At 59.8% G+C, this 13,764-nt stretch carries 10 protein-coding genes; 5 read left to right on the top strand and 5 right to left on the bottom strand.

Going from position 1 to position 13,764, the window contains the following annotated elements; genetic code table 11:
• Positions 1-216: 216 nt before the first annotated feature.
• A complete protein-coding gene (locus PSH80_RS06050; RefSeq protein WP_057439817.1) occupies positions 217-1,692 on the top strand; it encodes an inorganic phosphate transporter in 1,476 nt (491 codons plus the stop codon).
• 144 nt (positions 1,693-1,836) lie between these two features.
• Here PSH80_RS06050 and ccoM read toward each other — a convergent pair whose 3' ends face one another.
• The 3 genes from ccoM to PSH80_RS06035 all read right to left on the bottom strand — a co-directional run bounded on the left by ccoM (position 1,837) and on the right by PSH80_RS06035 (position 2,655).
• Positions 1,837-1,953: a cytochrome c oxidase subunit CcoM gene (ccoM, locus tag PSH80_RS06045; protein ID WP_029297086.1), complete on the bottom strand. Its 117-nt coding sequence runs from the start codon at positions 1,951-1,953 to the stop codon at positions 1,837-1,839.
• A gap of 143 nt (positions 1,954-2,096) precedes the next feature.
• Positions 2,097-2,288: a hypothetical protein gene (locus tag PSH80_RS06040; protein WP_128593654.1), complete on the bottom strand. Its 192-nt coding sequence runs from the start codon at positions 2,286-2,288 to the stop codon at positions 2,097-2,099.
• 25 nt (positions 2,289-2,313) lie between these two features.
• A complete protein-coding gene (locus PSH80_RS06035) occupies positions 2,314-2,655 on the bottom strand; it encodes a hypothetical protein (RefSeq protein ID WP_057958736.1) in 342 nt (113 codons plus the stop codon).
• A 218-nt stretch (positions 2,656-2,873) separates the two neighbouring features.
• Here PSH80_RS06035 and rapA point away from each other — a divergent pair, with 218 nt between their 5' ends.
• On the top strand, positions 2,874-5,720 hold the full coding sequence (gene rapA / locus PSH80_RS06030) for an RNA polymerase-associated protein RapA (protein WP_057439822.1): 2,847 nt from the start codon (positions 2,874-2,876) through the stop codon (positions 5,718-5,720).
• A gap of 661 nt (positions 5,721-6,381) precedes the next feature.
• Here rapA and PSH80_RS06025 read toward each other — a convergent pair.
• On the bottom strand, positions 6,382-7,725 hold the full coding sequence (locus tag PSH80_RS06025) for an MFS transporter (protein WP_200660235.1): 1,344 nt from the start codon (positions 7,723-7,725) through the stop codon (positions 6,382-6,384).
• Between the two features lie 245 nt (positions 7,726-7,970).
• Here PSH80_RS06025 and PSH80_RS06020 point away from each other — a divergent pair, with 245 nt between their 5' ends.
• The 3 genes from PSH80_RS06020 (at position 7,971) to PSH80_RS06010 (ending at position 13,096) form a co-directional block, all read left to right on the top strand.
• Positions 7,971-8,339 carry a YkgJ family cysteine cluster protein gene (locus PSH80_RS06020; protein WP_057439824.1) on the top strand — a complete coding sequence of 123 codons (369 nt, stop codon included), beginning with the start codon at positions 7,971-7,973 and terminating at the stop codon, positions 8,337-8,339.
• A gap of 143 nt (positions 8,340-8,482) precedes the next feature.
• Positions 8,483-10,726, top strand: coding sequence for a bifunctional diguanylate cyclase/phosphodiesterase (locus tag PSH80_RS06015; RefSeq protein ID WP_198792437.1), 2,244 nt, complete (start codon positions 8,483-8,485; stop codon positions 10,724-10,726).
• Between the two features lie 189 nt (positions 10,727-10,915).
• Positions 10,916-13,096 carry a hypothetical protein gene (locus PSH80_RS06010; protein WP_057958732.1) on the top strand — a complete coding sequence of 727 codons (2,181 nt, stop codon included), beginning with the start codon at positions 10,916-10,918 and terminating at the stop codon, positions 13,094-13,096.
• A 305-nt stretch (positions 13,097-13,401) separates the two neighbouring features.
• On the opposite strand, the gene PSH80_RS06005 is transcribed toward PSH80_RS06010, so the two are convergent.
• Positions 13,402-13,707, bottom strand: a complete 306-nt coding sequence (locus PSH80_RS06005) for a DUF2288 domain-containing protein (protein WP_057958731.1) — start codon at positions 13,705-13,707, stop codon at positions 13,402-13,404.
• Between the last annotated feature and the right edge of the window lie 57 nt (positions 13,708-13,764).

Raw genomic sequence — 13,764 nt, 5'->3', positions numbered from 1 at the left:
ACCTGTTTCAGACCCTTCATCTTAATTGTCGCACCCTGCCACGGCCCCTCTATTCTTTATAAATCAATGAGTTGCCAAACCACCGAAATATCTGGTAGTCGCACCCCTCCTCCAAATTAATTCGTTGAAGAATGTTACCGGCGAGCAGCTAGTGCATAGATTACTGAGGTTTTCTGGCATAATCGCGCCCCCTTACGACCGGGTCATAAAACCTTCATGATCGATTTATTCAGCGGACTGGATGCTTGGGTTCTTGTGAGCCTGTTGCTCGCCCTCGCCTTTGTCCTCGCCTTCGAGTTCATCAATGGCTTTCATGACACCGCTAACGCGGTGGCCACAGTCATCTATACCAAAGCGATGCCGCCGCACCTGGCCGTATTCTTTTCCGGGGTGTTCAACTTCCTCGGCGTGTTGCTCGGCGGGGTGGGCGTTGCCTATGCCATCGTGCACCTGCTGCCGGTGGAGTTGCTGATCAATGTAAACACCGGCCATGGTCTGGCCATGGTGTTTTCATTATTAGCAGCGGCCATCACCTGGAATCTCGGCACCTGGTATTTCGGGATCCCGGCATCCAGCTCCCACACCCTGATCGGTTCGATCCTCGGTGTCGGCCTGGCCAATGCCTTGATCAACGATATTCCGCTGGCAGACGGGGTCAACTGGCAGAAGGCCATTGATATCGGCGCCTCGCTGGTGTTCTCGCCCATGGCCGGCTTCCTGGTCGCAGCCCTGGTGTTGATTGGCCTTAAATGGTGGCGTCCGCTGTCCAAGATGCACAAGACACCGGACCAGCGCCGCAAGCTCGACGACAAGAAACACCCGCCGTTCTGGAACCGCCTGGTACTGGTGATTTCCGCGATGGCCGTGAGTTTCGTGCATGGCTCCAACGACGGCCAGAAAGGTATTGGCCTGATCATGCTGGTGCTGATCGGTATCGTGCCCGCGCAGTTCGTACTCGATCTGGGCAGCACCACTTACCAGATCGAGCGAACCCGCGACGCCACCCTGCACCTCAACCAGTTCTACCAGCGCAACCACGAAACCCTCGGCGAATTCCTTGCCCTGGGCAAAAGTGTCAGAGACGACCTGCCAGGCAAGTTCCGTTGCAACCCGCAACAGACCGAGCCGACCATCAACGCCCTCCTCGGCACATTGAAGGGTGTCTCTGACTACCATTCCTTGACCTCCGACCAGCGCATTGAAGTCCGTCGCTACCTGCTGTGCCTGGACGACACCGCGAAGAAAGTCGGCAAGCTGCCTGGCCTTGATTCCCGCGAGAAGTCGGACCTGGAAAAACTGCGCAAAGACCTGACCGCCACCACCGAATACGCACCGTTCTGGGTAATCCTCGCCGTGGCCCTGGCCCTTGGCCTGGGCACCATGGTGGGCTGGAAGCGCGTGGTACTGACGATTGGCGAGAAGATCGGCAAGCAGGGCATGACCTATGCCCAGGGCATGTCAGCGCAAATCACCACCGCCACCATGATTGGCTTTGCCAATATCTTCGCCCTGCCGGTGTCCACCACCCACGTGCTGTCTTCGGGCGTGGCCGGGACCATGGTCGCGAACAAGAGCGGGCTGCAAGGCGGCACCGTGAAGACCATCCTGATGGCCTGGATCCTGACCCTGCCAGCCACAGTGAGCCTGTCGGCCGGCTTGTTCTGGCTGGCGTCCAAGGCGTTGGGCAGTTAACCGACAACGCAATTAAAAAGGCGTGACCTGCGAGGGTCACGCCTTTTTTTGTGCCTTTGTGGCTAGAGAGCTAAATATCGGGCAAAAAAAAGGGCGACCGAAGTCGCCCAAAATGCCTTGCGTGCTCATGTAACCCGGAAAAACCTATGGTTTTTTACGCTTGTTCGCGTCTTTCCAGATAAAAAATCCAAACCCTACAAAAAACAGCACCATGAGGCCGACAGTCAGCACCCCGGCAAAAACCACATTATCGAAAAACATGACCGGCCTCCTGCTCTTGCCTTGTTGCGATGGGGCTAAGTTAACCAAGAAGTCGGAGGCAGAAATTGACGGGGATCAATGTCGCCCGCAACGGGGCGTAAAGAAGGGAGATAACTGACCTGAATCAATAGATTCAGGGCATTTCAGCGCTTTTTCGGTTTGTTTTTCGACTTTTTCTTCGCCTTGCCCAGCGGCATGGCCTGCTCGAACGCCTGGCGCACGTCATTCAGGCGCTTGTCATTGAGATCGTGGACCCGTTTGGCGCGTTCGGCAGTCAGGTCGATCAGCTTGTCGTCACTCATGGCATGGCTTACGTGGTGGCTGGATTGACTCAATAATGCGTCCTGGCCCGCCCGGGGGTCAAACCTCGACGTCCACCCACAACCCCTGGCGGGGTGCATCCTCGATCAGCGGCGCGACCGGCACGGTGTTATCGGCATTCAGTTCGTCACCAGGAATAGCCAGGTGCTGCTCGGGATCTTCGTCGGCCTCGCGCCGGCGTTTTTGCTGTTCCTGCTGGCGTCGTTGTTCCTCGCGCAGCATCAGGGTCGATTGCTCCGCGTCGCGGTTCTTGAGGTCAATGGTGCTTTCGCTGGAACTCGCCTGCGCAGGCACCACCGGCGGGATATCGGGTTTGGGGCGCACGGGGTCGAGTTGTGACGTGACCGGCACAACACTCAAGGGCAAGATCGGTGGCAGCATAATTATTGGTCTCCTGTCAGCAGGCTGTCGGCTGCTGTACCAGCGACTTGAGCCTGGGGCCGCCAACTTGTGACCCAGTCGTCAGTCGCCAGTGCCCTGCCACCCGTCGAATCGTCCTCTTTCACTCCGGCAAGCGGAGTAGTTTTTGTCAGAGTCCTTTGGCTGGGGGCCTTGTTCCGTTAGAATAGTCGGCTTTTTCACGGCGGGAGTCAGGCAGCATGGCGCAGCAGTATCAACCGGGGCAACGCTGGATTAGTGACAGCGAAGCAGAGCTGGGGTTAGGCACCGTTCTGGCACAGGACGGCCGCTTGTTGACCGTGCTCTATCCGGCCACTGGCGACACCCGCCAGTATGCGCTACGGAATGCGCCCCTCACTCGCGTGAGGTTCTCGCCGGGTGACACCATCACCCACTTCGAAGGCTGGAAGATGACCGTGCGCGAGGTCGACGATGTCGACGGCCTGCTGGTCTACCACGGCCTCAATGGGCAGAACGAGCAGGTCACCCTGCCGGAAACCCAACTGTCGAACTTCATCCAGTTCCGCCTCGCCAGCGACCGTCTGTTCGCCGGCCAGATCGACCCGCTGGCCTGGTTCTCCCTGCGCTACCACACCCTGGAACACACCAGCCGCCAGTTGCAGTCCTCGCTCTGGGGCCTGGGCGGCGTGCGTGCGCAGCCGATTGCGCACCAACTGCACATCGCCCGTGAAGTGGCTGACCGGATCGCGCCACGGGTGCTGCTGGCCGACGAAGTGGGCCTGGGCAAGACCATCGAAGCCGGCCTGGTGATCCATCGCCAACTGCTGTCCGGGCGCGCCAATCGCGTACTGATCCTGGTCCCGGAAAACCTCCAGCACCAATGGCTGGTGGAAATGCGCCGGCGTTTCAACCTGCAGGTCGCGCTGTTCGACGAAGAACGTTTTATCGAAAGCGATGCCAGCAACCCGTTCGAAGACACCCAACTCGCGCTGGTGGCCCTGGAATGGCTGGTGGACGACGAAAAAGCCCAGGACGCACTGTTTGCCGCCGGCTGGGACTTGATGGTGGTCGACGAAGCCCACCACCTGGTCTGGCACGAAGAAAAGGCCAGCGCTGAATACCAACTGGTCGAGCAACTGGCCGAGACCATTCCCGGCGTGCTGCTGCTGACCGCAACCCCGGAACAACTGGGCCAGGACAGCCACTTCGCCCGTCTGCGCCTGCTGGACCCGAACCGTTTCCATGACGTCAAAGCCTTCCGCGCCGAGAGCGAGAACTATCGCCCGGTCGCCGAAGCCGTCCAGGAACTGATGGACAAGGGTCGCCTCTCGCCGGCCGCGCACAAGACTATCCAGGGCTTCCTCGGCAACGAAGGCGAAGCACTGCTGGCTGCCGTCAACGATGGCGACACCGAAGCCAGTGCGCGCCTGGTGCGTGAGCTGCTGGACCGCCACGGCACCGGCCGCGTGCTGTTCCGTAACACCCGCGCCGCCGTACAAGGCTTCCCCGAGCGCAAGCTGCACGCCTACCCGCTGCCGTGCCCGGACGAATACCTGGAACTGCCGCTGGGCGAGCATGCCGAGCTGTACCCGGAAGTCAGCTTCCAGTCGCAACCGGATATAGAAGAAGAAAACCGCTGGTGGCGCTTCGACCCGCGCGTCGAGTGGCTGATCGACCAGCTGAAAATGCTCAAGCGCACCAAAGTCCTGGTGATCTGCGCCCACGCCGAAACCGCCATGGACCTGGAAGACGCCCTGCGCGTGCGTTCCGGCATCCCGGCCACGGTGTTCCACGAGGGCATGAACATCCTCGAACGGGACCGTGCCGCCGCCTACTTCGCGGATGAAGAGTTCGGCGCCCAGGTGCTGATCTGTTCGGAAATCGGCAGTGAAGGCCGCAACTTCCAGTTCGCCCACCATCTGGTGCTGTTCGACCTGCCATCGCACCCGGACTTGCTGGAGCAGCGCATCGGGCGTCTGGACCGGATCGGCCAGAAGCATGTGATCGAGCTGCACGTGCCGTACCTGGAAACCAGCCCGCAAGAGCGGCTGTTCCAGTGGTACCACGAAGCCTTGAATGCCTTCCTTAATACCTGCCCGACCGGCAACGCCTTGCAGCACCAGTTCGGCCCGCGCCTGCTGCCGCTGCTGGAAAATGCCGACGACGGCGAATGGCAAGCCCTGATCGACGAAGCCCGCACCGAGCGCGAGCGCCTTGAAGCCGAGCTGCACACCGGCCGCGACCGTTTGCTGGAGCTCAACTCCGGCGGCGCTGGCGAAGGTGATGCGCTGGTCGAGGACATCCTGGAGCAAGACGATCAGTTCACCCTGCCGATCTACATGGAAACCCTGTTCGACGCGTTCGGCATCGACAGCGAAGACCATTCGGAAAACGCACTGATCCTCAAGCCCAGCGAAAAAATGCTCGACGCCAGCTTCCCCCTCGGCGATGACGAAGGCGTGACCATCACTTACGACCGCAACCAGGCGCTGTCTCGCGAAGACATGCAGTTCATTACCTGGGAGCACCCGATGGTCCAGGGCGGCATGGACCTGGTGCTGTCCGGTTCCATGGGCAACACCGCAGTGGCGCTGATCAAGAACAAGGCGCTGAAGCCAGGCACTGTGTTGCTGGAACTGCTCTATGTCAGTGAAGTGGTGGCACCGCGTTCGCTGCAACTGGGTCGCTACCTGCCCCCGGCGGCCCTGCGCTGCCTGCTGGATGCCAATGGCAATGACTTGTCGGGCCGGGTGTCCTTCACCACCCTCAACGACCAGCTGGAAAGCGTGCCACGGGCCAGCGCCAACAAGTTCGTGCAGGCCCAGCGCGATCAGCTGACGCCACGGATCAACGCCGGCGAAGAGAAAATCGCCCCGCGCCACGCCGAACGTGTGGCCGAGGCGCAACGTCGCCTGGCAGCAGACACCGACGAAGAGCTGGCGCGCCTGACCGCCCTGCAAGCCGTCAACCCGACCGTACGCGACAGCGAACTGGTTGCCCTGCGCCAACAGCGCGAGCAAGGCCTGGCTATGCTCGACAAGGCGGCGCTGCGGTTGGAGGCGATTCGGGTGTTGGTCGCCGGTTGATCCGCGCCCTGCCCTGATGAACAAAAAGGCCCGCGCAATGCGGGCCTTTTTTATGGGGGGTGTCCTGCCGGTTTACCCCCCAAATCAATATCGGATGACGGCCAGCGTGGTTTAACGGGGCGCCTCAGATCAAGATCAAAAGCAAAGCGAGGCGGCCTGACCTTCGAGGCGTGCGCGTCCTTCTGTGGGAGCTGGCTTGCCTGCGATGGCGGCAGGTCAGCCAATAGATTTATCGACTGATACACCGTCATCGCGGGCAAGCCCGCTCCCACAGGGGAATGCAGCTTCACGCTCTTGCTTTGCTGTTGCTCTGCTTTTGATCTTGATCTGAGGCGCCCCGTTAAACCACGATGGCCGCAGGCAGGCATTGCGCAGTGGGCACCCCGGCATGGATGCCGGGGTAGCCGCGACACGGCCATGGATGGCCGATCGCGGCGGGCCCGCGGAGCAATGCCTGACTGCGGGCATGCCGAGCCTAGGCGAGGCACCGAGTGGTGGGGAAAAAGCGCTTTGGTTACTTTCGCGCTCTTCGAAAGTGACCCGCCGTAAGGGCGGAACCAATAGCCGCCGTGACCGCAGTAACGGATATGTACACAAACCCAATAAGCACTAGATAAAAGAGTTGTGTAGATACCTATGCTGCGCTGGCGTCACCTCGGTTTCAAGCAGTAGCCGCCGCCGGCACCTCAACCCTCCCCAACCCATCCTTCATCCGCTTGGCATCGCGCACAAAACACCGCGAAGCCTGGAACAGAAACAGCATGGTCAGGAACAACGCCACCGGAATCAGGTACATGGCGTCATGCAGCCCCACCGCCTTGAACGCCTCGGTCATTTGCTCGGCACCCGCCGCGTACATTGCCGCATGGGCAAAGTGATCAGACAGCGCGCCCACCACCACCGGCCCCATGCCACCCCCCAGCAGATACAGGCCGGCGAAAAACAGCGCCATGGCCGTGGCCCGCAGGCGCGGCTCCACCACATCCTGGATCGCCGTGTACACGCAGGTGTAGAAGTTATAGGCAAACAACCAGCCCACACTGAACACCGCGACAAACACCCCGATCTCGATGCGCCCCGCATGCAGGGCCCAGGCAGTGCATACCGTGGAGATAATCAGGCTGAAGGCGGCAAACAGTAAGCGGCCATTGGCAATGCGCTGGTGAATCTTGTCCGCCACCAGGCCGCCCAAGGTCAGGCCGAACAGACCGGTCACGCCGACAATCACCCCGGTCGCCACGGCCGCCTCCTGCAAAGGCATCAGGAAGTAACGTTGCAGCATCGGCACCAGGAACGAGTTACAGGCATAGGTCGCAAAGTTAAAGCACAGCCCCGCCAGCACCAGCCACAGAAAGGTCGGCACCGCCAGCACGCGCCGGATCGGCCGGTCGACTTTCTCCTGGGAGACTTGCACGGTTTCGGCGGCGCCGCGCTTGGGCTCCTTGATGTAGAACATGAACACCGCAAGGATCAGCCCAGGGACGGCCGCAATAAAGAACGGCGCACGCCAGCTGTCGAACGCCTCGACCATCGCACCGATGGTGAAGAACGCCAGCAACAGGCCCAGGGGCAGGCCCAGCATGAAAATCCCCATGGCCCGGGCGCGACGGTGGGCCGGGAACAGGTCGCCGATCAACGAGTTGGCGGCCGGCGCGTAACTGGCTTCACCAATGCCGATGCCCATGCGCACCAGCAGAAAGGTCCAGAAGCTGCCAACCATGCCGTTGACCGCCGTCAGCGCGCTCCAACTCGCCAGGCCCCAGCCCATCAGCTTGCTGCGCGAGCCGGTATCGGCCAGGCGCCCCAGGGGCAAGCCGGCAATCGCATAGACGATGGTGAATGCGGTGCCGATGATGCCGAGCTGGAAGTCACTGAGGTGCCATTCCATGCGGATCGGCTCGATGATGATCGCCGGGATCGTGCGATCAAAGAAGTTGAACAGGTTGGCCAGGAACAGCAGGAACAGAATGCGCCAGGCATTCGCCGCTTGGGTCGAGTTCTGCATGGGTCCGTCTCTTTTATTGTTATAGAGGCTCGATGCCGACGCATCCTGCCCGGAACCTGCAATCTAGTCAGGCGCGGCGCGGTTGTCTGTAATGATTCGTAAAGCTGATAGGGCGTAATTTCATCCAGGACAGCCGGATTTTCCCGCTAAAAAAATAAGCACGCGCCCCCCTTCCCAAGCGCCTTGGCAGGCATAGAATAGCGAGCCTTCCGCAGCTCCCCCTTACCTCTTATTGATGACGTGCCATGTCCGATGCCAGTCCGTGTCTGAATTGCGGTGCCTGCTGTTCACACTTTCGCGTGTCTTTCTTTTGGGGCGAATGCGCCTCATCAGGCGGCACCGTGCCCGATGAACTGGTGGTACAGATCAACCCCAGCCGGGTGGCGATGATCGGCACCGACCAGAAACCGGCACGCTGTTGCAGCCTGGAGGGCGAAGTGGGCAGCGGCACCCGTTGTTCGATCTACGAGCAGCGTTCCAGCGTGTGCCGGGAATTCGAGGCCTCGTGGAGCCAGGGTGAAGTGAACGTCGATTGCGACGCCGCCCGCGCCGCATTCGGCCTGGCGCCGCTGGAGCAACCGCCTTACGAGTTCGAGCTGCCCATCAGTGCTTAGCACCATTGGCTATGGCGAGCATGCCAAAATCAAAGCAATCAAAATGCCATTACAGCTTGCGCTTCCGCTGAGCCTTCTATACTCGATTCCATAGGTCATCGCCACGCGCAGTGACACGAGATGACTCTGCAACGGGACGTGCTATGGAATGGCTGGGTCTGCATTTTTTTACCCCGCTTCCCGAGAGCGGGTATTTATTACTTAATTGCACCCATAACCCCTTCCTGGTGCTACTGGCGTACCTGGTTGCCTGCGCCGCGAGTTTTGGCACCCTGGACATGGCCGAGCGTGTCGGCCACGTTGATAACCTGACGGCAAAACGCCATTGGCGCTGGATCGGCGCCGGTTGCCTGGCCGGCGGGATCTGGTCGACGCACTTCATCAGCATGCTGGCGCTCCAGGCGCCCATCACTATCCATTACGAATGGTTCCTGACGCTGGCTTCATTGGCGATCGCGTTGATCGCTTCGTTGTTCGCCCTGCAAACCCTCAGTCATGCCCGAATGCGTTTTCATCAGTACCTGACGGCGGCCACCTGCATGGGCCTGGGCATCGCCCTGATGCACTACGTGGGCATGGCCGCCATGCGCTCCGAGGCCCAGGTGTATTTTTCCAGCGGGCTGTTTGGGTTGTCGGTGGCCATTGCCATTGGCGCCAGCCTGGCCGCCTTGCTGTTGTCCCGCTACCTGCGCAATGGCAATGGAATGTTCCACCAACTGCTCAAGTACGCTGCCAGCCTGGTGCTCGGTGCCGGCATTATCAGCATGCACTTCACCGGTATGGCTGCCATGCAATTGCTGCTGCCCACCGGGGCCTTGCCGGCATTGCCCATCGACAACAACCCGACGCAACTGGGCCTGTCGGTGGCCGTCATCACGTTGTTGGTCATCGGCAGCAGCATCAGCGCGGCCCTCGCCGACAAAAAACTGCAGCACAAGGAACGCGACCTGCGTCGGGTCAATGCCCTGCTGACCGAGCTGGACCAGGCGCGCGCATCCCTGCAGCAAGTGGCCCACTACGACGCCCTGACCAGCCTGCTCAATCGCCGGGGTTTCAACCAGATCTTCGCCGAAAGCCTCGCGCAGAAAGCCCAGGCCGAGGGCATGCTGGCGGTGATCTTCCTCGACATCGACCACTTCAAGCGGATCAACGACAGCCTCGGCCATGATGCCGGCGATGAGCTGCTGACAGTCCTGGCCGGCCATATCAAGAGTTCGATACGCAGTCACAATGATGTAGTGGCGCGCTTTGGCGGTGATGAATTCTGCATCCTGATCAACATCCGTCATCGCGACGAAGCGCGGCACATGGCCCAGCGCATCATGCAGAAAATGAAAGAGCCCATCGAGCTGGCTGGCCGGCGCATGGTGATGACCACCAGCATCGGTATCAGCGTGTTTCCCGAGGACGGGACCACCTGCGAGGAACTGCTGAAAACCGCCGACCTGGCGCTGTATCAATCCAAGGATGGCGGGCGCAACAGCTTGAACTTCTTCAGCTCCAACCTGAAAACCCGGGCCTTTCTCGAACTGCAGCTGGAAGAGGAATTGCGCAATGCATTGCGCAACCAAAAGGAACTGGTCCTGCACTACCAACCGATTCTGGACCTGCACAAAGGCAAGGTCACCCGCCTCGAAGCCCTGGTGCGCTGGCAACACCCGCAACATGGGCTGCTGGCGCCCGAACGGTTTATCGGCATCGCCGAAAACAACGGCCTGATCGCCGAGCTGGACAACTGGGTGCTGCGCCAGGCCTGTGCCGACCTGGGCTGGCTGACGGACCAGGGGCACCCGGACCTGGTCATGGCCGTGAATTGTTCGGCCCTGAACCTGGCCCGGGACGAACTGGCAGATGAAATCGAATACGCCTTGCGCAACAGCGGCATCGCCGCCAGCCGCCTGGAGCTGGAAGTGACCGAGAATGCCTTGATGGGCAACATCAGCAGCACCCTGATCCTGCTGCGGCAAATCCGTGCGCTGGGTGTGGCGCTGTCCATCGACGACTTCGGCACCGGCTACTCCTCCCTCTCCTACCTCAAGCGCCTGCCCCTCAACACGCTGAAGATCGACCGCTCCTTTATCCAGGACATTCCCAAGTCCACCTCCGATATGGAGATTGTCCAGGCAATCATCGGCATGGCCCACACCCTGCACCTGCAGGTCATTACCGAAGGCGTGGAAACCCAGCAGCAACTGGAGCTGTTGATCAAACATGGCTGCGATTACGTGCAGGGTTACCTGCTCAGTGCAGCGGTGCCGGCCAGTGAAATCAGTGCCGTGATCACGGCACTTGACCAGCGCAACCCGCCGGGCCTGGCGGGCAGCAAGGACACGACCAGCGCCAAGGGTTCATCGACGGGTTCTTCGGTAGTCCGCCCTATTCGCTGAAACGCCAGCATCAGGGCAAATAGCCAGTATTTGATTAAAGAACGCCGACGAACGGCCGATTCATGAGAGTCCAACGTAGCTTTTCCCTAGAAAACCTAGGGTTAAACCCTATCGGGTAAAGTCGCGAACTCTCACTCGGTGATGGCTCTTTGATGTTTTCCGGCCATCCGTCCAGGCACATGGCGCACAATGACTTCTAAAAATAATCCTGTTACCGCGGTATCCGACGTGTTGCTGACAGCGCCTGCGGAAAAACCCTCAGGTTCAAAGTCATTGACCAGTCAACGTGCGCTGGGCACCCAGCAATACCTGTACTTCACCGAAACCAACACCGACCGCATCCTCGACAACCTCGATGGCCTGCGCGACATGGTGTTCCCGCGCCCGCCGCACCTTGACGGTGACAGCGAGCTGCACAGTGAGCAGGAGTTTCCCTCGGTCTGCCTGATCGGCCTGGGGCGCTGTGGTTCCAACATCGCCCTGGATGTGGCGGAACTGGTGTACAACGCCCGCAAGTTTTATCTGAACGAGTTCAGCACCGAAGACAAATCCTACGTTGAAAAAGGCTACAGCCCGGCCCAGTGGATCCGTAACAACCTGCGCCTGGGCGCCAGCAAGGCCAGCAAGCCGGTGTTTCTGGTAGAACCCCTGGTGATGCTCGGCGACCTGGACAAAGACATCGCCGGACGCATCCGTTTCTCGCGCAAGGGCGAGAAAAGCGGCTTTTTGCGCGACTACAGCAAAATGAAAATCATGGACCTGTCGGAAGTGCATGCCGGTGGCGCCGGTAACGCACCGATCCTCGGCCAGTACCTGGCCAAGATCATCCTCAACAAAGACACCCAGCGTTTTTCCAGCCCTGACTGGAAGATGATCCATTCGTACCTGATCGACTCCTGCGGGATCAAGGCCAACCAGTCGCGCCTGTACTTCTCGATCTTCAGCGCCGGCGGCGGCACCGGCTCGGGCATGGCCTCGGAGTTCGGCCTGGCCCAGCAACACTCGTACATGAACAAGACCTTCGACACCAAACCTGCCGACGAGCATGACAGCAAGAGCGGCCATGCCTTTGTGTTCGAGCCGATTTTCACCAGCGGGATCTGCGTGCTGCCGAACATCTCCGATCACCGCAGCGAAATGTCCGAGGCGCTGCACATCAACGCCGGTCGGCTGCTGTGCAAGTACCTGTCGGAGGAATGGGATTTCTCGTACAACTTCGACAATGAAGACAGCAGCGAGGCCAGTGTCAAAGGCCGTATCCGCCCGTGGAACGCGATGATGCTGATCTCCAACGACATCATGCGTTACGCCGAAGAAAGCGACGACGGCAACATCCAGAACATTGACGTCAATGCCATGGAAAAACACGCCAACCAGTACATCTCACAGCAGATCTTCAACATCCTGACGGCTCAGGCGGTGACGACCGACTATGACCAGAACTATTTCCGCCGCGCCGGCATCGACATCGGTGAAACCATTCGCCTGGACGCCAACGACCTGTTCATGAGCCTGGCCGGGCCGGTGGCAATTGCCTACGCCGAGTCGGTGGTCCCGGAAACCCCGGCGCCGAGCAACGACAAGTTCAAGGTGTTTGAAAAAGAGCCGCAGCGCCTGAACATCGACGATTTGTTCTTCCGCTCCATCGACCTGCCCCACTTCAATAAAGTCACCCAGGCCATCGAAGGCATCAGCCTGTTGCCGATCGAATCCAAGCGCTACAAGGCCTCCCTGGAGCAGTACAAGAACTCCGGCTATGACGCAGCGGCCCTGCATGACCTGCACTTCTTCAAGAACTGCTCGTCGGTGGTGTCCATCGTCTCCCTGCCCAAGGACTACAAACTGTCCTATATGGACCTGAACCGGCTCAAGACCCACCTCAACAGCCTGTTCCCCAACACCACCCTCAAGCGCTACGCCCTGGTGATCGGTGCTTCGGCCAACCTGTCGTTGACCACCCTGATCGCCAAGAGCCCGTGCCTGTCGGATGACTTCCTGACGTTGATCGTGGCCTTTATCAAGCGCTGCTTTGCCCGCAACCCGTACCGTTTCGACGAGACCCTGGACAACTCGATCCTGGACTTCATCATCCATGAAGACTTCGACGAGGACCGTATCGACGAGTTGCTCAACGAATTCGAGAACCCGGCGAAGATCCTCGATACCAACTGGTACGCGATCAAGCCGATGTATGAGAAGAAGTACCGCGAGCTGATCAACGACAAAGAGAAGTTTGTCTCGATCAACGACATTCGCCTGTCGCGCGATTGCGTGAAGAAGGCGATCAAGTACCTGCGTGAGATTTATCGTCACCGGATTGGCAAGACCAAGGTGATCTCGCTGAACAACCATACGGGCAAGACCGCCTAGACCGAGGTGCGCCCATCGCGAGCAAGCCCGCTCCCACAGTTGTCCGAGTTCCACTCTTGGAATGCGGCTGGATGTGGGAGCTGGCTTGCCTGCGATAGCGGTCTAACCGGCAACAAATACCCCTAACCTTGCCACACCAAGAAACAATTCCCCAGGCCATCCGCGCCCCGCAAAACTGTTCCCCTGACGTTTACGTCACCCTCGCCTGTGACCTTTCTTCACGGCCAGTTGCCATCATGGGCAAAGCGGTTACTCCGCTACACACTTTTAATGGCGCGCAACTCGCACTATTTCGGTGCGCGCGTTTAGTTCGATGCCCTTTCCTGGATCAGAATCCACGGTGAAACCACCACCGCCCACAAGCTCGGATCACGCTCCACCAGGTCCAATGCCCGCGTCGCAGACACTTCGCCAAGGCTCCCGGAGGCCAGCCAGGCGGCCACTTTGTCACGGTTGTCCTCGGCCATTCCCTCGGCCGCTTCGATCAAATCCAGGCCAGCGTCGACCCACAATAGGGCACCCTTGGCAAAGAACGGTTCGAGCTCCTTCCAGGAAATTTCCGCGGTTTCGCCGAGCAGCTTGGCATAGAGGGTGCTAGGTTCTTGCGTCATGGGAACTCACCTGAGGAAAAAATCGGCGCAATCATACCGTCGAGGCTTCCCCAGAAA

The organism is Pseudomonas sp. FP818, from assembly GCF_030687335.1.
Taxonomy (GTDB): Bacteria; Pseudomonadota; Gammaproteobacteria; order Pseudomonadales; family Pseudomonadaceae; genus Aquipseudomonas; species Aquipseudomonas shahriarae.
This window is presented reverse-complemented; position numbering and strand designations above follow the sequence as displayed.

Bases quoted from the DNA above. Each gene is read 5' to 3' on its own strand.
- PSH80_RS06050 (WP_057439817.1), top strand. From the start codon at position 217: ATGATCGATTTATTCAGCGGACTGGATGCTTGGGTTCTTGTGAGCCTG.
- ccoM (WP_029297086.1), bottom strand. From the start codon at position 1,953: ATGTTTTTCGATAATGTGGTTTTTGCCGGGGTGCTGACTGTCGGCCTC.
- PSH80_RS06035 (WP_057958736.1), bottom strand. From the start codon at position 2,655: ATGCTGCCACCGATCTTGCCCTTGAGTGTTGTGCCGGTCACGTCACAA.
- rapA (WP_057439822.1), top strand. From the start codon at position 2,874: ATGGCGCAGCAGTATCAACCGGGGCAACGCTGGATTAGTGACAGCGAA.
- PSH80_RS06025 (WP_200660235.1), bottom strand. From the start codon at position 7,725: ATGCAGAACTCGACCCAAGCGGCGAATGCCTGGCGCATTCTGTTCCTG.
- PSH80_RS06020 (WP_057439824.1), top strand. From the start codon at position 7,971: ATGTCCGATGCCAGTCCGTGTCTGAATTGCGGTGCCTGCTGTTCACAC.
- PSH80_RS06015 (WP_198792437.1), top strand. From the start codon at position 8,483: ATGGAATGGCTGGGTCTGCATTTTTTTACCCCGCTTCCCGAGAGCGGG.
- PSH80_RS06010 (WP_057958732.1), top strand. From the start codon at position 10,916: ATGACTTCTAAAAATAATCCTGTTACCGCGGTATCCGACGTGTTGCTG.
- PSH80_RS06005 (WP_057958731.1), bottom strand. From the start codon at position 13,707: ATGACGCAAGAACCTAGCACCCTCTATGCCAAGCTGCTCGGCGAAACC.